Source organism: Methylomonas paludis (assembly GCF_018734325.1).
Lineage (GTDB): Bacteria > Pseudomonadota > Gammaproteobacteria > Methylococcales > Methylomonadaceae > Methylomonas > Methylomonas paludis.
This window is the reverse complement of sequence record NZ_CP073754.1, coordinates 1288581-1309738: the sequence shown is the minus strand read 5'-3', so window position 1 is coordinate 1309738 and position 21158 is coordinate 1288581. Positions and strand designations below refer to the sequence as shown.

Annotated in this window: 17 protein-coding genes; 2 read left to right on the top strand and 15 right to left on the bottom strand. The window is 51.6% G+C overall.

Annotated features, from left to right (window positions below):
- Positions 1-4 precede the first annotated feature (4 nt).
- Positions 5-604, top strand: a complete 600-nt coding sequence (locus KEF85_RS05990; protein WP_215584012.1) for a DUF938 domain-containing protein — start codon at positions 5-7, stop codon at positions 602-604.
- Between the two features lie 27 nt (positions 605-631).
- On the opposite strand, the gene KEF85_RS05985 is transcribed toward KEF85_RS05990, so the two are convergent.
- The 3 genes from KEF85_RS05985 to KEF85_RS05975 form a co-directional block, all read right to left on the bottom strand.
- A complete protein-coding gene (locus KEF85_RS05985; protein WP_215584010.1) occupies positions 632-1765 on the bottom strand; it encodes a GNAT family N-acetyltransferase in 1134 nt (377 codons plus the stop codon).
- Between the two features lie 8 nt (positions 1766-1773).
- Positions 1774-7131 (bottom strand): hypothetical protein, encoded by a 5358-nt coding sequence (locus KEF85_RS05980; RefSeq protein ID WP_215584007.1) that lies wholly within the window; start codon positions 7129-7131, stop codon positions 1774-1776.
- Between the two features lie 420 nt (positions 7132-7551).
- Entirely contained in the window at positions 7552-9642 is a 2091-nt protein-coding gene (locus KEF85_RS05975) for a hypothetical protein (protein ID WP_215583997.1), read from the bottom strand.
- An 85-nt stretch (positions 9643-9727) separates the two neighbouring features.
- On the opposite strand from KEF85_RS05975, the gene KEF85_RS05970 reads away from it, so the two are divergent.
- On the top strand, positions 9728-9865 hold the full coding sequence (locus KEF85_RS05970; protein WP_215583996.1) for a ribbon-helix-helix domain-containing protein: 138 nt from the start codon (positions 9728-9730) through the stop codon (positions 9863-9865).
- A 182-nt stretch (positions 9866-10047) separates the two neighbouring features.
- Here KEF85_RS05970 and KEF85_RS05965 read toward each other — a convergent pair whose 3' ends face one another.
- From KEF85_RS05965 to KEF85_RS05910, 12 genes are all read right to left on the bottom strand, one after another.
- Positions 10048-12714, bottom strand: coding sequence for a phage tail protein (locus tag KEF85_RS05965; RefSeq protein ID WP_215583994.1), 2667 nt, complete (start codon positions 12712-12714; stop codon positions 10048-10050).
- 174 nt (positions 12715-12888) lie between these two features.
- Positions 12889-13689 (bottom strand): hypothetical protein, encoded by an 801-nt coding sequence (locus KEF85_RS05960; RefSeq protein ID WP_215583992.1) that lies wholly within the window; start codon positions 13687-13689, stop codon positions 12889-12891.
- Entirely contained in the window at positions 13682-14794 is a 1113-nt protein-coding gene (locus tag KEF85_RS05955) for an AAA family ATPase (protein ID WP_215583990.1), read from the bottom strand. Before KEF85_RS05955 ends, KEF85_RS05960 begins: the two co-directional genes overlap by 8 nt.
- 306 nt (positions 14795-15100) lie before the next feature.
- Positions 15101-15799, bottom strand: a complete 699-nt coding sequence (locus tag KEF85_RS05950; RefSeq protein ID WP_215583988.1) for a phage connector family protein — start codon at positions 15797-15799, stop codon at positions 15101-15103.
- A complete protein-coding gene (locus KEF85_RS05945) occupies positions 15796-16812 on the bottom strand; it encodes a DUF4124 domain-containing protein (protein ID WP_215583986.1) in 1017 nt (338 codons plus the stop codon). Before KEF85_RS05945 ends, KEF85_RS05950 begins: the two co-directional genes overlap by 4 nt.
- A gap of 58 nt (positions 16813-16870) precedes the next feature.
- Complete coding sequence (locus KEF85_RS05940) at positions 16871-18634, bottom strand: SGNH/GDSL hydrolase family protein (RefSeq protein WP_215583984.1); 1764 nt, start codon at positions 18632-18634, stop codon at positions 16871-16873.
- Positions 18635-18642: 8 nt separating this feature from the next.
- Complete coding sequence (locus KEF85_RS05935; protein WP_215583981.1) at positions 18643-19131, bottom strand: glycoside hydrolase family protein; 489 nt, start codon at positions 19129-19131, stop codon at positions 18643-18645.
- Between the two features lie 2 nt (positions 19132-19133).
- The gene (locus KEF85_RS05930) at positions 19134-19373 is read right to left on the bottom strand and encodes a hypothetical protein (RefSeq protein ID WP_215583979.1); all 240 of its coding nucleotides are present in this window, start codon (positions 19371-19373) and stop codon (positions 19134-19136) included.
- A gap of 87 nt (positions 19374-19460) precedes the next feature.
- A complete protein-coding gene (locus KEF85_RS05925) occupies positions 19461-19967 on the bottom strand; it encodes a hypothetical protein (protein ID WP_215583977.1) in 507 nt (168 codons plus the stop codon).
- Entirely contained in the window at positions 19964-20227 is a 264-nt protein-coding gene (locus tag KEF85_RS05920; RefSeq protein WP_215583975.1) for a hypothetical protein, read from the bottom strand. The genes KEF85_RS05925 and KEF85_RS05920 overlap by 4 nt, the downstream gene beginning before the upstream one ends.
- A gap of 8 nt (positions 20228-20235) precedes the next feature.
- Entirely contained in the window at positions 20236-20496 is a 261-nt protein-coding gene (locus tag KEF85_RS05915) for a hypothetical protein (RefSeq protein ID WP_215583966.1), read from the bottom strand.
- Positions 20497-20574: 78 nt separating this feature from the next.
- A complete protein-coding gene (locus tag KEF85_RS05910; RefSeq protein WP_215583964.1) occupies positions 20575-21105 on the bottom strand; it encodes a Bbp16 family capsid cement protein in 531 nt (176 codons plus the stop codon).
- Between the last annotated feature and the right edge of the window lie 53 nt (positions 21106-21158).

Below are 21158 nucleotides of genomic sequence, written 5' to 3'. Positions count from 1 at the left end.
GCCCATGTCTGCCAAACCCTATTCTCAAGCCTGCGAAAACAACAAACAGCCCATCCTTGCCATCCTGCGCCAAGTTTACCAGCCGGCACAAACCGTGTGGGAAATCGGCAGCGGTACCGGCCAGCATGCCTGTTATTTTGCCGAACACTTGCCGCACATCCACTGGCAAGCCACTGATCGCGCCGTCAATCTGGACGGCATCCGCCTGTGGCAGGCCGAAGCCGGCTTAAACAATCTGCTGCCGCCTTTAGCACTGGATGTAACTGATCCAGTCTGGCCCTGCAACAGCATAGACGCTTTATTCAGTGCCAATACCCTGCATATCATGAGCCTGGCCGAGGTGGCAATAATGTTCGCCAGACTGGCCGAGTATCTTAATGATCAAGCCTTAATTTGCCTGTACGGCCCGTTCAATTACCAGGGCCAATACACCAGCCCCAGCAACGCCAATTTTGATGTCTGGCTGAAAAACCAAAATCCGGTAAGCGGTATCAAACATCAGGAAGATATTTTGGCTTTAGCCGGCGCTGCCGGTTGCCGTTTGGAGGCGGATTACGCCATGCCGGCCAACAACCGGCTGCTGGTTTTAAAGAAATCAGTTTAAGAGGTGTTTGTTTGGCGTTGGCGATGGTTATGCCACCCGAAATGGCAATAAGCTCTGAGCCTGCTGCCGGTAATCGGCAAGCGCCAGTTGTTCGCGTTGCACAAAATCCGCCACTGCTGCGGCAAAACGCGGGTCTTGCAGCCAGTGTGCCGAATAGGTGGGCACCGGCGCAAAACCACGGGCTATTTTATGCTCGCCCTGTGCGCCGGAATCAAACCGGACCAAGCCTTGCTCGATACAATGCTCCAGCCCCTGGTAATAACAAGCCTCAAAATGCAGGGCATCATACTCATCAGCGCACCCCCAATAGCGGCCATACAAAGTATCCGCACCGGTAAAACTCAGCGCTGCAGCTATATAACCACCTTCACGCTCGGCCAACACCAGCAGCAGATATTCCGGCATGGTGGCGGCAATCTCCAGAAAAAAATCCAGACTCAGATAGGGCTGGGAACCTTTCTTCAGATAAGTATCGGCATAAAACCGGTAAAACAGCCGCCATTGGTCCGGCTTGATGTCTGGCCCGGCAATCCGTTGCAAACGTATGTCCTGTTCGGCCACCCGGCGGCGTTCGCGTTTCAGCATTTTGCGTTTGGCAGCGGTCATACCGGCCAAAAAATCGTCAAACTGTTGATACGCCTGATTAAACCACTGAAACTGCACGCCGGCGCGGATACTCAAACCCAAAGCCTGCAAACAGGCCAAATCTGCGCTTTCCGGAAACAGACAATGCCAGGATGACAGCCCCCGCTCAACCGCCAGCTGTTTAATAAAATCCATCAGCAAACCCCAAACCTGCATCCGCTCAACACCCGGCTGCAGCAACAGCCGGGGGCCGGCACAAGGGGTAAACGGCAGCGCCGAAACCAGTTTGGGATAATAGTTCAGCCCGTATTGGCGGTAAGCCTGAGCCCATTGCTGATCAAATACATATTCGCCCCAGGAATGCTGCTTCAAATACAAGAGCAGCACCCCCTGCAACTGCCCACCGGTTGTGACCAGCAAATGTGCGGGCTGCCAGCCGGTTTGAGCAGACACCGCGCCACTGCGTTCCAGTGCCAGCAAAAACTCATGGCGCATAAACGGATAGGCCGGCCCGGCCAGGGCATTCCAGTCGGCGGCACTTAGTTCGGCTATAGTATTTATCTGACTTATCTGCATTTCATTGCTTATTCATTCGGCTTTGCCCAACCCATCCGTGCCGTGACGGCATACCAAAAACTATTGTCAAAAGTGGTGTCCAGTAAAAACTGTACCAGGGATTTACTGCCCGGATCCAGCACTCGCTCCAGACCGGCGGTTTTTAAATGGCTAAAATCCTCCGGCTTCAACACCTTGCGCAGATTGGCCTGCGACTGAATATTGGCATTAAAAGCTTTATACACCGCCAGCACCGGCAATAATTCACCAAAATCGTGAGCCAGCGCCACCCGGCTCAGCTCTTGCCAACCGGCTTTGTCCAAGGTTTCCGGCAAGCTGCGCTGCAACAAAGGCACAAACACCAGCGGCAAAGAGAAACGACATAAATATTCCGCCAATAGCTGGGCGCGCTGATCTTCACTGACACCCTGACCCATACCCAGGCCCAAACCGGTACGGGCATAGTCATAAAATTCCGCCACCCGGCGTTTGAGTAGCGGCGTAGCAGGCTGTTTACGATTATACGGTAAATGCGCCGCTAAAAAATCGTCAGCCAGCTGGCTACTGTGCTCAACATTAGCACCATTATGCAGCGCCCGCTGATATACCGCCCACCAGACTATCATCTCGGTACAAAGCTGGGCATAGGATATGCTCAATTGAGCAATGGCATCCGGCAAACTGGGGGTATAACCGGGAATCTGTTTGGCTTGACGTTTTTCCCGATCACCCAAATGAAAGATATGGGCAAATAAACGGTCGGTGAACTGATCCGACTTAAAGGCAATATCCGGAATCAATAACTGTGGATTATCCAGCATGGCGTAAATACCGCCGGCCAGCCACTCGGGTTCGATATTTTGTAACACCGCTTTATTTATCACCCGTTGAAAAGCCGTTTCCATCACCGCCACCCCCATACTCAGCATAAAACCGTACTGCTGACTACGCGCCAAAGCCAAACCGGCTTCGCGAGCCACCCGGCGGCTACCGGCAGCAATTTGCTGCAAATATTCTTCAAACTCGCCCAGACAATTTTCATCATCACAATGCTGCGTCATCTCTGCACGCAACGGCGGATACAGCAAAAGCTGACGCATACCCAACCAGGTTTCATACCAGCTCAGATCATGAATAATGGCATTCAGACCGTCGAACAACTCCGACACCGAATATAACAAAGGCCAGCGCTGGCGCCTGCTGCCGGGCAAGGGCTGAAAAAAACTCAGCCGGGTCAGCAAAGTCATATCCTGATCCGGGCCGGGCTTATGGTACAGCGGATGCAGATGCAAAGGATAATAACCGCCGGCCAGCGTCAGCTCCTCAACCACCCCGGCATTGTGCAAACGGATACGGCGCGGCAGCAACGTCAGCCATTGCGGTTCCACGCCATACAAACGGCGGTGGCGAGCGGCGATTTCCGGCTGGAACTGGGCAAAAAAATCCCAGACCTGCTGAATCTGCTGCCATTGGGCGCCGCTCAGACTATCCAGCACCGGATTTAATTGCGCCGCTGTCCAACCTTCACCAGCCAACACATGTTGTAAACCGCCCTGATTGCCGGTATGCAAAGCCAGGATCACCCGCATCTCCAGGGTCAGGCTGCGCTGGATACTGGGAAAATACTGGCCCTTGCCTTCCGGCTGTTGCCCACCCAGTAAATTATCCAGTAACGCGCTTAACTCCGGCAACTGCTCCGCCAAGCGCTGTCCCTGTTGGTGAGCGGCACGCAACGCGGTATCCAGAAACAGGCGCCGAAACGGCCCATTTTGATCGCCGGCATCCAGCCGGCCCACCCAATCGGCGATGCGGCTGGCCGCCAAAGGCATATTGCGCAAGGGCGGCAAAGCCGGCCTGTGCATGGCTTCCGGCAAGCTATACGCATCCCGAATGCTGTGCATCAATTGCTGCTGCAGCACCGGCAATCGGCTTGTGCCGCCCGGCTGCCACCAATGCTGGGCAGCCTCCAATTCAGCGATATGCTGGATGGTATGAATAAAATCTACATACGCCTTAAATTGCACTACCGGCATATCCAGATAACGGGGTAAGCTGACGCCAACAAACTGCGCCGGCGGTTCCGGCCACAAACCCAGGCTCTGCTGACGGGCCACCCATTCTATCAAGGAATCATAGTCGTCCGGCAAAGCCATCTGCGCCGCCACCCCAGCCCGGCTCAACGTCTCATGCAGCATCGCCAGCGTCTGCTCCGGTAATTCATGATGGCCATTATAAAAGCCCTGAAAATAATGCAGCGCCTGGCTCAGCACCTCTTCGGCCTGAAATGCCGCTTCGGCGGCATAAAAGTTAATCAGCTGCCGGCGTTTGGCAATAGCAGCCTGCTGCACATCACCGGCCTGCCAGGCCCGTTCAGCAGCCAGCGCCGCCTTGGTCTCAGCCCACATATATTGACCAACCCTTAATTGACGCAAAGTGGTGTTTTCCACCACAGACCGGGCATAATCACGCACATCGGCTGCCAGGATCGGAATTTCCCCGCCGAGCTGCGCCAGAGCAACGGCTTCCATAGCCAGCACTTCTCCGCGCAGGCTGTTATGCAAAGCCCGCCAGGCCGCGCGGCGCAACTCGGTGCTGTCGTTGATTTCGGCATAATTCTGAAACATATGCCAATCCAGGGCCTGGGTCATGGCAATCTGCGGCGGTAACCCATTGGCCAGCGCGTTGATCAGGGCCGGGCCGGAACTAAAGTCATACCATTCCGCCACGGCATCCAGCGGCCATTCGGCCTGAGCCGTCGTCATACCCAGCCGGCCAAGCCGGCCGATAATCTCCGGATCAATACCGCGAGACCGCATTTCTGTTTCAGACAGCTTCACATCCGAATTGGGGTCACTTAATATATCCCAGGCCATATACAGCTGATGGCTCAACACCTCATCCTGAATCGTGCGGCTCAGCCCAACCCGTAACTGCTGATGCTGATCCTGCAAGGCCTGTAAAATTTCACTGTGCGCCGTACTTAACCATTGCATATCGCCCAACACCCGCTTTTGCAAGGCGGCATTAGCGGCTTGCCCAGCCTGACGCTGCAATGCCTGATAGGTGCTAAACTGGCTGGCCGTCATCCCGGCCGGCCGCGCCGATTTAAACAAGGGACGCATGCCTCTGGCCTGCTCGGCCAGCCGAATTTCCTCGGCACTGGCCAACATGCGGCTAAATACGCCACGTATGGGTTCCGGCGCCGCTCCGCCCAGATTTTTCAGATTAGTGTAGATATGTAACAACCAGGCCCGAAACCGCTCGAACAAAGCCTGTAGCGACAAGGATGGCGCTTTCCCGGCAAACAGATAAGCTTCAAAACTCCGGGCAAAGCGTTCATGGTGGCGGCGGCGCTGTTCAAAATCCTGAGCAAACCAATCCCGGGTATCGGCAATACCCAGCCAATCCTGCAACAGCCGAGTGTCCGCCAATAACTGTTGCTGACCACTATGCAAAGCCGCACTTTGCTCGGCTTGGTCAGTCTGATCAGTCCCGGCCTCCAGCACCGGCTCAGTGGTACCGGCCTGTAACTCCCGGCTTAAGCCAAACTGCACATCCAGAAAAAAATGCGCCGCTTCATGTAAAAACGTGGATAAATCGGCAGCCTGATGCAGCGTGATGGTGTAATCATCAGGCCGATAACTGCCGCGCGGCACAGTGGCAGAGCGGTCTGCTCCAGCCGGTGATTGCCCATCGCCGGCATCAGATGCCAACCGTAAAGGATAACGCTGATACAATTGTTCCGGGCTGATCCCAAAACGCTCGGCCTGCACCTGATAAAAATGACTGACCAGAGCGGCATAATTATCATTAACATGCCGGCTAAACGGCGATGCAGCGGCAAAATCCGCCTGTAAGCGGGTTTGCACAGCCGCCGTGGCGGATTTCATGCTGTATTCAAACTGCTGGTAATCCAATTGACGCTGCACTTCTGCCTGCAATTCTTCAGCATGGCGGCTGTGATACTGTTCGGCTTCAGCTTGACTGAAAGCCTGACCCTCAACCCGCAAATGTGCCCGCAAAGCCTGGGCCAGAGCCGGCACAGCGGCCACCCGGCTGACATAATCGCTCAACGGAATCCTGATTTCCCCGCCTGACGCCAGGGCATCGGCCATTTGCCGGGCCGCCGGCGGAAAGATCGCACTCAGCCATTTATCCAGGCCGGATTGCTGCAGAGTTTGCGCATCGGCATACACATGCTGCACCGGCTGATCCTGAGTCACTGCTGCGACAAAATCCTGCATGGCCTGCGGATCACGCGGTAATACCTTGCTGGCTGCCGCCAGACCATTAATGACCTGCAACTGCTCGGCCTGTCGGCCGGCTGCGCTATACTGGTTTTGACGCATCCGGCTGTAAGCCTCAGCGCCATGCAGAATTCCGGTTTGGCCGCCACCGGCTACCGCCGTCGCCACCAGGGTTTGCCAAGCCGCATCGGGTCGGGCAGCCAGATAATCCTGCCAGGTCTGCTGCGGATGCAACACTGCCCATTCATTCAAATCCTGCAAAGCCGTCGCGGCTTGCTCACCCGGAATTTCCTGAGCCAACTGCCGGGTCAACAACTGAAAAAACGGCGTGCCGGCTTTGACATCCTTAAACAGGCTGTGCAGCGGCAATTGTTCGGTGGCATATTCAATGGCAGCATTTCCCGCACCGTATAATGCGGCTTGCGGTGCCTCCAAACCTTGATCACGGGCCTGACCATAAGCCTGACCACCGCTATTGCCGGCCATACTACGCAGAGCCAGCCCTGGATTATCGGTAGCCAGCGCCAGCGGCCAGGTCAACACATTCTGGCTCAGTGACTGCAAACCGGCATAATAACCGGCCTGCATATTACCCTGTGCCGGCGGTGTTAAATAATTGCGCCAATCACGCTGACTGCGGCGGATTTGCCGAAAGGCTGCCGCCACCGGCGCGGTGATATCTACCGGCAATACTGGCCCGGCCAGCGGCCCGGTCACATAACGGCTGAACAAATCCGCGCCTGCCTCTGCCTGACCGGCCACGCCTTCCCCAAAACCAAACACCCCGGACAATAAAGCCTGAGCCGAATGTTGACCAAAACGCAGCGCCTGTTCCAGCGCCGTGAGATTAGCAATATCATCATGGCCGATAGCGGCCTGCTGCGGCTGGCTTAAAAAGCCACTGGTAACCGGACTATGCTGCACCAGTTGCTGATAATCCAGATTATCCAGACTGGCACGGCGTTGCAGACTGTCACGTTGCTGCCTGACGGCATCCACCGGCAATTGATAACGCCGGGCCAGATGCTGCAACTCCGCCTCCTGATCCGGCTGTTTGCCCAGTGCGCCCTGCAAAGATAAACGTAAATTCTGGGCGGCCTCGCCCTGGATAGCCTGCCAATACGGATTAATCGGCTCCATGCCCAACTTCCTTTTGTTGTGGATAATAAAATATCCGCTCCAGCCTAGAGTCCAGATTCACTGCTGAGAATTTCAGCCTGATGGGTAATTGATAAGCCGCTGTTTGCATGGTTTTCAGGGTGCCGAGTTAAGCCGACACCCAACATAGCGGCCAAGGCGAAAATCATCCGCACGGCAAACTATCTGTTCAGTAAGACGCGAGTGTTTAAAGTGGATTGCCTAGCGGCGAACGTACCGGCACCCAATAAGCCGATGCAACCCACGTAGGGCGTTTTCGCGATAGCAAAACGCCGGATAGCCTGTGAGGTGTTGACGGTGGATTACCTAGCGGCGAATTCACCCTACCTGCGCTGAAAGCTTGATTTTATACACGTTTTCGCGACGATTTACCAGATATCGCCTATAAATGCTCAGCTCTGCTTAATCCGCCTCCCGCCACAAACCTTTATGCTGCAGATAATAATAAAACACCTGATCCTCAGTAACCGGCTGCGCCGGTCTCAGCGCCTGTAAAGCCGCAACAATCTGCGCCCGATCCTGCTCCGGCACCTCCACCTGGTCCTTGCGCCAATCCACCAGTACCGCCGGTTTCTGACGATGGCCGAACAACAAACCCTGTACTTGCACACCGTCAAACAACTGGCCGGCCACTTGCTCTATATCCTGGTGACTCAAAGGCTTGCCGCTGTGCTGACGGGCCGCCGCCAAACGACTGTTATAGGCTGCCCAGATGCGCCCGGCGGCACTGACCGCCTCACGATCACTGGCCGGCGGCTGCGGATTCAAACCGGCTTCGCGCATATAGCGCTGCAAAACATCCCGCTCCGGCACCTGCTCCGGTATATCTCCACCCTGTTGTAAGTGCTGCTGGCGGTTTTGCAACTGCTTAAACGCTTGGTCTGGCAAGCGATCACGATAAGCGGCTAATAGGGTATTGCTGAGTAATTTATCATCATTCTGCAAACGATAATACAAACGCCAGTCGGTCTGCTGCGGCTGATCTGCCGCCACACCGGCAGCGAAATTCTGCAGGCGCTGACTATCCTTAGCCGACAGCGCGGCCTGGACACTGACCGGCAAACCGGCATAATCGCCGCCATTCTGGCGCAACAACTGGATAGCCTGCGCCCGGTTCTGATCCTGCTGATTCTGTACCGCCAATTTCCGGCTATGAAACTGCCGGCCAACTTCATTAAGCACCAGCCGCTGCAACTGCGGCCCGGCTGCATCACCCAAATGCTGTAAAGCCAGGGTCTCGGCCTCAAGCAAAGTAGCTGGTTTGCGCTGGCCGTCACCAGCCGCATACGCCTGCTGATTCTGTTGCACATAACGCTGGGTGGCCTGCGGCAACAATGCCAACCAGTCACCACCCTGCCGGGCGGCCTGGGCCACCGCCTGCTGTACCGGCCCGGCACCACTATGCATGGCGGCCCAGGCTTGTTGGGCATCGCCGTGAAAAGTCTGTAATTGCTGGCGCCAATCAGCTTCGGCAAGTGCCTGACGATAGGCCTTGGCGGCATCGGTGGGCGCGGCATCGCCCTGCAGCAATTCCGGTTGCCAGGGCAAACCAGCCCGTTTGGCCGTATCCGCCTGATAACTGGTCAATGCCGTATTGCTCAGTGCCGGGTCAGCCAGTGTCACCTGACGCAAGCGCTGGAAATCGGTCGAGTCAAACCGGTCAGCCAGTTGTACCATCACCTGAGCGGCCACTTGACCGGCAGTAGTGGCATCATTGAGCTTTTGCAGTTGCTGACGGCTGGACAGCAGGTCTTCAGCCTGCATCCGCCCGGAAAATTGGCGCAATATCATGCCGGCGCTTGCCGCATCACCTTGCTGCACAGCCTGATGCACCGCATCCTGCAAGGCGGCTGAAGCCTGTTTGCCGGCCTCGACGGCGCCATAAGCTTCCGGATAGCCTTCCAGACGGGCCAGATTCACAGCCGCCTGATGAATAGCGCTGACACCGGCATCCAGCAAGTCGGGATTATTATAATTCAGCGCCATGGTTTGCTGCTGGGCGGCAATCGTCGCCAAACCCACCCCGCGCTGATACACTCTAAATTGCTGGCCCTGATGCTGCACCAGTAAACCGGCAGCCTGCTGCCGGGCGTCAGCAGCCCAACGCTGATATTGCTGGCGCTGCTCATCATTAGCCAAACCAGTACTGACCTCGGCAATATGCTGATCCAGACTTTGCAATACAGCATCGTGGCCCTGGATAGCCACCGCTCCCTGCTGGGTCAACGCGCCATCCTGTCCATATAATAAAGTGTTGATGGTGCTCTGAGTTTGATTGCGGGCATCCTCCACCCGCACCGCATTGGCTTCCTGCAATTGCTGGGAATACAATTCCGCCAAACCATGATCAATACGCTGCGCCACTGCACCGGCCTGATCAGTAAAAGCCGCCTGAGTCGCACCCAGAAAATCCGCCGGCCCGGCATTACTGTCCTGACGTGCTTGCGGTAATTCGTTCAAACCGATTTGTAATTGATAAGCAGGAACTTGCATAGTTTAATCATGCCGGGTATCAGGTTAGGCCGGCAACCAACATAGCAATAGAATAAAAAAACATCCGCACTCTGTCCGCCTTAGTTTGAACTTATCACCCGAATTAAACGAACGGCTAGAACAATTGGCTACTGCCAATCACACCACAAAAACCGAAATTCTTAGAAAAGCCATCGCCTTATACGATGTGGTGGCCGAAGCTAAAACCGAAAAAAACGCTTAGGCATTCTTGATCAAAATAAACGTTTACTTACAGAAATCGTCGGCATTTAATCCAAGTATTTAAACAAATGAATGGCTCTAACCAGGAAAATACTGGTAATCTCCTAATCAATCTGAGCCAAATTGTTGGTATCGCCTCTGGCTTGATAGGTTTTCTGGTTGGTCAAGGAAATAAGCTACCTATCAGCCACCTATCGCCACTTCCATACTCAAATCACACACCGTCAGCGGCAACGGCTGCGGCTGACTAAACACCACGCCGCCATCCGGACTAAACTGCGGCAAAATATTCACCCGCCATTCCCCGGCCCATAATTGCGGCGTCACCCCATCGGCCTGATAAACCTGCGGCGCTACCGCCACCAACTGCGCTGCGCCCGGCCCCACCGCACACCCGACAAAATCCACCACTCGCGCCCAAACCTTATTAATACACTTCACCCGGCCCTGGCCCGCCGAACTATCCCCGGTCAATACCAGCGGCGGTGTCTGAAACTGGGCATCAATCGCCAGCCCCACCTGCACCACATGCGCCGCGACCGGCAAGGTCAATACCCCGCCGCTGGACACCGTCAAACCCGTATAAGGCTTACCATCCAGCAGCACCGACACCGTTGCCCCTGCCAGCCAGTTCAAGCCACTCACACTCGTCACCGTACCACTGCCGACTGCCGTATACGTCGCCCCACAATCGACAAAAAATGCCTGAGTTAAATCAGCCCCATACTGGCGGGTATCCAAGCGCTCCACATACCGGTTCTGCACCCCGGCAATCGTGCGGTTTACCACACCATACACCACATCAAAATTGCCTTCCTGCACCACACACACCGATTCAAACATACCCTGAGTGGTATGCTGATGCCAGGCAAACACCTCCTGATCCGGCAAATATGTCAACCCCAACATACGCCCATCTGCCGACACCGCCCAAACAATAGGATACAGCGAGCGGCTAAATGCCAGCTCCACTACCGCCAAGCCATCAAATAAATGCCGCGCCAGCAAACACAAATCTCTATCCTGATAACCCTGAATTTGCCACTGATAGCTTAATTCCCGCACATGGCCGCCCTGGCTGGCCGCATAAATCGCCGCCTGATTTACCACCACCGGCTGTACATTACTGGCCCCCACCTGGCTCTGGGCTTTAATGGTAATCGTGCTGGGCGCCAATGCATCACCACTGGCGGTATATACCCGCCATACCGTGGAAGCCGTTAATAACAGCAAATCCCACAATGCCACCACATGACCTATGACACTGGCCCGCAATGCCGCTATCCGAAACCGCAAAGCATCACTGGCCTGGCTCGGCAGCGAATAATTCATATTGCTTTCGGTACCCGACTGGGTAGCCCAGACATTCTGCGGTTGATTATCCGAACCGGCAAACACCCGGCGTTGCTCGTAATAGCCCACCGCCCCCGGATAATCACCCACATTTGCCATAGCACTGTCATTCAAGGGCGGCGACTGCGTCCAGTCCGGGGTAATATTATTATCTTTAAAACTCAGCGTTCCTGCCGGGACCTGACCAATAAAACCGGACGCGCCGCCGTTAATCGATTTATACACATTAAAATAAGCCACCGCTCCGCCGCCGCTGCCCGCCGACCAGTTCACCTGGTTATAAGCTCCATTGCCGGTCAAATCATTCACTACCGAACCGGCTGCCGAAGCCAGACTTTCCTGCTGACCATAACTATCCAGCGCTGTCACCACATAAGCCAGGGTTTGCGAACCACTCGACCCGCCTGACCCGCCATGCGCCGACACCGTACCCAACAGCGGTGCAGATAAACTACTGACAAATTCTATGGCCGCCAGCACCCAGTGCCAATCGCCATAGCGGCGTAATTCCATAGGCGCATAATCAGGATGCACCAGCGTCAACACATCGCCGGATTGCACATAATGAATATCAAACAAATCCGCTTCGGCATAAGGGTTGGGCAATTCATAAAAAGTCATCGGCAACCAATGTGCCGTATCACTCAGCACCGTCCCCGCCGGTACTGCCTGCAACGCATAATAAACATTCCCCGCACCGTCACAGGTCAACACACCAGCCGCATAGCTTGTCAGCTTCGCCCACTGGCACACATACTTATTCAACAACCCGCACACCATCACCGGCATATTCAGGGTAGAACCAAACGCCGCATTCATCACCGACACATACGCCGTGGTGCCCGTCGCCGTGAACGTAAACCAGCCCGCCGGATTCGCATCATACGTCTGGCCAGGCACGGCACTATTAAAAGTGGTGGCATCTAACAAATCATGAGCACCTGCAGTAGACCCCACTCGCAACACGCTATGCGGCGTTCCAGACACCGCCGAAATAGCCACACCAATCACATATACCTGGCCGGGGACTGTTGTAATTGCCTGATAAGTCGAAGCCTGACTACTTGGCCCGGAAACCAGTTGCATCTGCCCATAATTCCCCGCATCCCAGGCAATATGCGAACCAGCAGCACTGCTATCCGTCCAGCCGGAAACATCCGCTGTAAAGCGATTATTCGTCAACAACTCGGCCGCCCCAGAAATAACCAGCGTCTCACCCTGAGCATGAAACCGAAAATAACCGGCCCCCAATTCCAGCGCAAAGGTCTGCTGATTGTTAAACGAGAATGGAATCAAACGGGTGCGTTTAGTCGCGGTCTTAACCGAGTTCACATAAGCAAAGCCGGCCCGGTTTTGCACCGGCCCATGCGGCAAGGCCACAAAATTGCGGCACAAAGCCAAGCCCGACTGTAATTTATCCAGCCCGACATTACCAAACAACTCCGGCGTCAACTCACCCGCATTAAACGACGATCGAATAGTCCTAACCGAAGCCATACCCACCCCAAACAAAAAAGGCGACCGCAGCCGCCTAAAAGACCTACCGGCCAAAAAAATCAAAAAATCAAAAAAATGTAGCCTGGATGCAGCGCAGCGGAATCCGGGAACTCCTCCAGAGGCCCAACCAAACCCCAACCTAATCTATAAAGGCAGGATGTGCCAACCAGCGCATCAATCGCTTTCTGTCAACTCACGCCAAATCGGCTCGCCAAAATACTCAATCAAAAAAAATGGAATTCCACTCAACACCGCAACTTTTCCAGAAGATAAAATATATTCGGATAATTGCTTTTGAAATATTAGCGCTTGTGTCATCGCTAAAACATGAAAATGACTCTCAGGCAATTGTGAATTTTTATTAAAAAGATAATTAGCTTTTACCACATGAGTTAAAATCAAATAACTCCAGTCATTCTTAGAGTATCTGGTAATATCCTGAAAATCAGTCTGACTGGCTACCAAGTTCTTGTAATTTACTCCCTGGACATTACAAGCTATTTTAGTCTTGGCATTAACTATCATTTTATTAAAATCGACAGTTCTTTGAATATGCTTTAAAGCCTCAACCATCGGATAACTAATATACAACTTTCCGTTACCGGTTTCGACGTTAAAATGTGTCAGCATTTGCGTTATATCTTCATCATGACCATTATTACGACTAGACTGAGCATGCCCATCATAGTCAAAAAACAAATAAATCTCAGAAACCGATTCCGAGCCAATATCCTTTAATAACTGATAACTTTCTACATTAATTGACCTATCGCTATTAGCAATACGCTTTTTAATAATAGCAAACAAATCAACATCTTCGTCCTGACTAACTTCACGCCACAGTTGATATATTTCTGCACAATAGGCCGTAAGTATTGTAGTTTTACTACCTAGTGGATAAAACTTCAAAAAACCATTTGCAATGATCTGTTCTGTCTTTTCCCCTTCAAAAACAAACAGAATGTTATTAGCCATCAAATCCACCGGCGCGATAAATTTTTTCTAGATTATGAACATCCCTTAACTCTTTTAGCGTAAGTTGCGGCAAAGGTCTAATACCTGTTTCTGACATAATAAAATAGCAATCAGGACGTAACATATCATTAGTCATTAAATTAGTATTATGTGTAGTTAGAACAACCTGAGCATCAACTTTTTTTAACTTTTCGACCAATGATCTTGCTAAAGCATGGTGATAATGGGCATCAAACTCATCTATATATACAAAGGATACCTCATTACCTTCTAATATGCGCTGATACCAGGCATAAAATAAAGCTAAATCTTTCGTGCCCGAAGATGCAATTCCAAAAAATGGAATACTTTTATATCCGAATTTGAAAGCAATGTCTTTTTGACCGTTGACTTCAATTACTGATAGCACACACTTAACACCAACATCATTCAAAAATTCCTCAAAATCTTGTAAATGATCGTGTTCTAATATATCCTGACAAATAGTAAATACCTTCTGTTTAGAACCAATAAACATATTTTGCTCTACCGATCTAAAAAAAAGCATCCTTTCGACAAAATAATAAAAATCATCAAAAGCCTGATTAACTTCGTTTTTATCCAAAACAGCATTACTTCTGATATATTTTAATGCCGAAATATTAGAATTACTCAAATCGGTTTTTAAAGTTTCTGCCCCTGCTAAATTGACTTTAAGCGGCTTACCTAACTCATACTCAATCACTAATTTACCGTCAATATTCAGAGTTTCAAACTGCAAAACCTCTATCTCTCTCTTTCCGTATTCATAAACAATATTTTTATTATTAAATTTAAAGACATATCTAAATTTAACTAAATCAAAATCAGATTCTGCATTTGCATAACCGTTCATATAGTTAATAAGACCATTTCTATCATTATCAGTCAAATGCCAAACTATATCAAAAATAGCCAAACCCAAATTAGTTTTACCACAGCCATTCGATCCATAAATAATCGCTTTATTAACCAAACCGTTTCTAATACACTCTGGGTTAAAAGCATATTGCTTAGCATCAGTTAAATCCAATACTATTTTTTCTTTAAACTGCCTAAAATTACTTACTTCAAATTGTGCCAACATAATAAGATCTCAATTAATCCTGAACAAAATATATTATAGTTTTATCATCCTAATTTTGCGGATAGAAATTCAGCATAAAATAAGTAAAGCTTTAACCAACTCAATGCTAAAACCAAGTTTTGGTATTCAAGAATCTCACCAAAATGACCACTTTTTATTTAGATGGGTATATTCTGACTATTCTATCACTCCATCACCTAGTCCGTACAAAAACTACGGCACACCTTCTAATCAAATTTTGCCAACTCAACTACAAGAACAAAATTTTACATTATATATCAATATCTTAAATTACAAACCAAACCCCTAAACCACATTATTCCCCCCAACCGGCCCCAAATCCGCCCAACCAACCCCACCAGCACCTGGCTGCACCAACCCACTCTGATACCGCGCCCGCACCGCACTGGGCACATACTGAGGCCTCACCTTCCGATACTGCGCATCACTGTCAACCGCCGCCCCCAACGCCTGCAAATACAACTCATAATACTTCTGCCCAGCCGACGCCCCCACATCCCCCTTCAACAACGGGCCGGCCAAATAAGACGCCAACAAAGTCACCAAAGCCTGAGTAAACAACGGATTAAACCCCGTGGTCGGAAACGGCGACACTGCCGCCGCATTACTGGTGTACAGCAAAATCGCATCTACAATATTGCTATAAATCACCCCCGCTTCCAGCGCAAAATTCTCGCTATTCGGCATCTGAAAATCGGCACTAAACCCCTGCTGCACCAGCGCCGTCACCCCAAAAAAATCAGACGGCGGCGTATATGCATACTGCCATAGCGGATTATTATTGGTGGTTGGCGTCAAGGCCAGCGTGGTCGTGGCAAAACTCCAGGCGTACGCATCCAAAATCACCGCCACCGCCTGCGGATAAAACAACTGACACCAGGTAGCCGACACCGATGTATCCGTACCCCCGGTAATATCCGTCACATCAGGATTCTGCCCCAACGTACCCAATGCCAGATTACAAATCTGCAGTGCCGTCGTCATGCCGGCTGTCCATAATTCTGCGGTAAAAACTGCAGACTGGCCCAAGGGAAATTCTGCAAAATCGCCCAACTGTGTAAGCCGCCAAACAAAGGCGGATAAGGATTATCCATACCCTGCGCCATATAAGACATCGAGTTTTTCGCCCTAATCACCAGCGCCCCACCCTTATCCATCACCACAAAGCCATAAATCTGAGCGGCTTTGGCAACCATCTTACCCACACGGGTTAAATGCAAAGCATCCACATTAATACTAGGGTCTAGCCTAAATCGCTGCCCTTCCATAATCCGGTTAGGCGCACTGGTAGGGTTATGCCCATCGGAACGATTAGCCGGCCAGGAAAAAATAGAACTATCCTCAGCATCGATCAGTGAAATACCAATCGCATGATTAATCGACCCCCTGGCCAACTCTTCAGCGGTAATATGCCCAGCGGTGATAGGCAAACCCGTTGCAGAGGCACCGTAAGGGTAAGGAAAAATGCCATTAGACTGAGAATACCCTGTTAACTTCCCGCCCCACTGTGCCTGCCACGCGCCGGAAACTTGCTGAGCCTTCCAAAACTCCCACAAAGTATCGGAATCCGGATCATAAATAGTCATTCCATAATCAGGTGAAGACAAGCCGTCAGGCGAAGGCACCGCATACGGCGGAATAGGTACATTGGAAAATTGCTGAATCAACCCGGCATTGGATCCACCCACCTGCGATACAATCACAGCCGGCGTCGATTTATCAGCCATAAAAACCGTATTGGTAAATGTGTCTGTCGTTACCGAAACATTACCCCACACCGCAAACTGGCGCATAAACTCAGTCACCAAAGCAGCCGAGTTAGAGGCCAGTGTGGCTCCAGCCGGAATAGGTGTGCGCCAAAAAGCATTTAACGGCACCGGCACCTCTGTAGAAGCCGCCAAAAGATAGAAAATATTACCGTTTGGCCCCTGCAAGCCTTGCAACACCGCGCCATCATCTGAATAAACACCAATCGGAGCGGAACCTAATCTCGACATAAATCCCCCAACTCAACCAGCGTTAAATTGCGAATATAAACTGCGGAAAAGAACATAATCAATTCACCGGCACATAAAGAGCGATAGTGCTATTACGTGCCGCGTTGTATGCTGCCAGCGCCTGGTTCGCCATCAGCGCATGTCCAGCATCATTTGGATGAATTCCATCAGCATTCAGATATGTATTTGAATTTGAAGAATTCCAGAGGCTAAACATATCCACAAAGATACAATCAAATTGTGCAGCTAAATTTGCCAAAGCTGAATTCCAAATTTGACAGAGTGCGGATGTGTAATATCCGTTGGCTGGTGCACTACCTCCAGAATTGCTAGCGTATGTAATACCAGCGATCAAAACATTGCTCATATTAAAACCGGCCTGCTTCAATTGCGTCAGCGTCTGAGTATAAATTTTAATGTAATTAGTTAAATTACCGGAATAACTCAGATCATTTATACCTAGACCAATACAAACCAGCGCCCCGCTATTTTGTAAAGGCAACGCCAAAAAGCCTTTCTGGCTTGAAGTAGGGCTTGTGCCATTGGTCGTTGGGTCATACTCAAAACAGTTATACGTATTTGCAGTGCCGCCATTACCCAGCGTAGGGCAAATAGACATCGTTGATCCGTCCATGCCATAGTTTGTTAGTGTTAGGCCCAACTGATTTGCCAGCAATTGTGTCCAGCGTTTAGTCAAATAATTACTGGTGGAATTTCCGCGAATTATAGAATCTCCAAAAGCTAACAACCCATCAAAAACAGGGCGATAAGCTAGGTGATTTACCGTATCAAAAAACGCACCAAGTACCTGCAATTCTGCCTGAGTCATACCTGTAAACAACGCATACCCCGTCAGCGTTGCCTGTGAACAATTTCCAACGCCAATCGAAAACAGGCTAACTGTTGCATTCGGTACCACATTACCTGAACTGGAGGACACTGATTGCATCATAAACCCACTACAACCAGCTGCCGTCACGCCATTATAAGAATTTACATAAGCTGTTCTGGCAACACCCCACGGTGGCGTAACATTACCGCTGCCATTGTTATAATTTAGATACGATTGAGCTGTAGGAGTGAGTATGTCATTGTCATAAACAAACTGATTGTAAAGCTGACCATTTACATAAAAAAAATGAGTCGATTGCACTAGGGATGCCATAACCGAACTGGCGGCCAAACCGCTAGAATTAACAGGCAAACTCGGTGTATGTACTGCTAACCCCCAATTATTAGCAGTCAATCCCAAACTAGACGGATTAGCATCACTGGTCAAATATTTTGTCGAGCCATCACCCGTTAAACCGCTGGTTGGAGTGTAATCCCCAGCAACAAAATTATGATTCGTCAACGTAGCAGAATTGCCCGAAGGGTATTTCAGCTTAACCAACGCACCAATCAAATCTGCGCCAAGTGGAACCCATAGCTCCACAATTTTTGCCCACGCCGTCGAAGCCAACAACGGCGGCAGCGCAATCTCCAGCGCCTGCCGATGCGGTTCGTTAACATGTGCAGAACCCTGATTGTTCAAAAACGTACGAATCACCGAATGTGCCACATTCACATGCGGAAAATTATTAGATCCTGTGACCGCAAGCTCTGTCAGCGTTGTGCCGTTATAAATAAACTCACGATTACCGGCATTCACGGCAATCAATCCTACAGGTAACAAACCGTTATTCAAATCGGCATACATCAAAGCCGTGTTGGCATATGAGGCAACCAAATACCCCAAATTCCCATTCGGATGCTTAATTGCTTCCAACACCGCCCCATCATCTGAATACACACCAACCGGCGCAGCGCCTAATCTGGACATACTACCTCCTAAGAATGCTCAATATCAGCTTTGGCCAGCGCCGGTACCTGATAATACACACCGTGCAAAATCTGGCCGGCTATTCTGTGCCAACGGTTGGTGCACTCCCTGGCAGCCTGACTATCCAATACCTCGGCATAGGCTTTATCCCAATCCTGCTGCCCCAGCGCGATTCTTAATTGGCTAAATCCCAAAAAACCATGCACACCTAACTGAAACGCCATCTGAATACAAGCATCCCGGCGTGGCAAATCCAAATTGGCTAACAACGGCCAACTTTGCAACAAGGTGTAAGCTGTTACCAATACATCGTTTAACAAAACCTGTTCCGCCAAATCCGTGCTAATCCGATCCGGAATCCTGACTCCAGCAAAAAACGGCTGGGTCACTAAATTATGTCCATAACCGATGGATTTAATATCGCGGCTATCCTGATAAGCCTCTAGCCTCAGCCCTTCTTCAAAGCGCAACTGCGCCAACAACTGCTCACTTGCCATCGCTAGCCTCCCGGCCATTTGCCATGCTGCACAAAATACCAAACTGCTCCCAATAACACCGGTACCGACCAACTCAGTGCTGCCTTGGCAATCGCTCGATACATGGCAATCCGCTGTTTCTCAGCATCAATTTTCAAAGCAATCCAGGCATGATGCTGACTATGCGTCACTGCATCCAACCTGGCCTGTTCGTCAAAAAACTCCGTCAACGTGTCCCGCAACTCCTCCCGGCTAATCGTCATCGGCAATCCCTCACCCAAATTTCCCTGGCCACCGCCGCTGCCTGCAACTCCGCTTCCGACATGAGCAGCAATTGCGCCTGAGTGTAATTAGCCGGCGGTATTTGACACGCTGCCGGTCTGCCCGTTGGCACCACCACCGGCCCCAACACCTGTCCCGGTGTTAACGGTAATAAGTGGCTGGTTGAGCAAGCTAACAAGCTGCTCATGACTAAGCCCAGCAATAGCCGTTTTAATCTGATCATCGCTATTCACCTTTTTTTCCGGAACAACAATCGCCGCCGCACTCGCCGCCAAACGCAAAATCGGTCCAACACCCATCTGCAACGCCCCTGGAATATCGCCGGCCAACCCCAGGCCCAACGCACCAATCACCGCCGCCACATCGCCATTCGCCACACTGGCGGCACCTGCCGCCAAGCCCGCATAAGTAGAAGGCTCAGTTAAACGCTGTGGATCAGCCAGCGTCAGAACTGTGCCGGCTGCTGCACTAAATCCAGCCGCCAACGACGAGGAAGGCCCCAAACTGATTTGCACCCAATGACCGTTACTGTCTTTTGTCCACCCCGGCGGCGCATCCATCACCGGCCCACTCATGACAACGTCACCGTACCCGCCGCTGCCACACTCGCCTCGTGCTGCAACTTCCCCACAATATGCCGCTGCCCCAGACTATCCACAATCAAATAATCACCCACCGCCAACGACTGCACATGCTCAACCGGCACAGAGTTAAGCGGATCATCCACCGCCCCAATCTTCAGCTCCGTACCATCTTCACAATCAATGGTAATCGCGGTAATCCGCGCCTGCTGCACCCGTTCCACCGTCTTAATCACCCTATCAACCGTCTGCATAACTCCCCCTACTTCAAAACCGTCTGCTGCACCAAATCATCCGCACCCGGCAAATTGCCACCTTCGCCTTGACCACCACCTGCATCACCACCCTCAGGCAAGGCCGCATCAACCGCCTTACTAGCCGGCCGCTTCGGCAACTTCTCCACCACCAACTGCAAATTAGCCCCCGGCTTACCGTGCGCCTTCGCGTCAAACTCAATCACCGCCCCTGCCTGCACCAGACCGCCAGCGATAAACGACTCCTCCAACACCAAATACTTAGCCATCACCCACCCAACCCAAAAAAATCGCAAAGTCTGCAGGCTGGGTTAAGCAACGCCCAACCCAGCACCACAACCACCAAGCTAAGCCACCGTAAACCCAGACTTATAAAACGACTTGGGATCATCCACCTGATTAGTAATCTCCGCCACAATCTTGCCGGCTGTTACCGTGCCGCCCGTCGGCGTAAACGTAGCCCCGATAAACTCCTGCCCCAAACCACTGGCACCCCCGGAAGCTATCTGCGGCGGAATCGGCAAATAGCCAAACGTCCCAGCCGTCAAAGCCGGCGCCGCCTGACTATTCAACGTCGTCAAATTGGTCGACAACCCCGAGTTATCCGCCGTCACCACCGCAATCGTCAAACCGGTAGCCCCGGTAAACGCCGTGGTAATCAGCCACTTCAAAAACAACGGCGCACCCTCACCGATATCAATCCCGGTACCCGCCACCGGATTCAAATCAATCGAATACTGCGACAACGTCACCGTACCCGCCGTCACCCCCGTCAAATCCTGACCGGTAATCGGCGGATTCGAGGCACTGGCGGTCTGAGCCGACACATTCGGATTAATCGTCCCCGCCACCAACAACTTACTATCCTGCAACCCCATACAACCCCCAAAAAACGTAGGGTGGGCATTGCCAAATGCCCACACGGAAACCC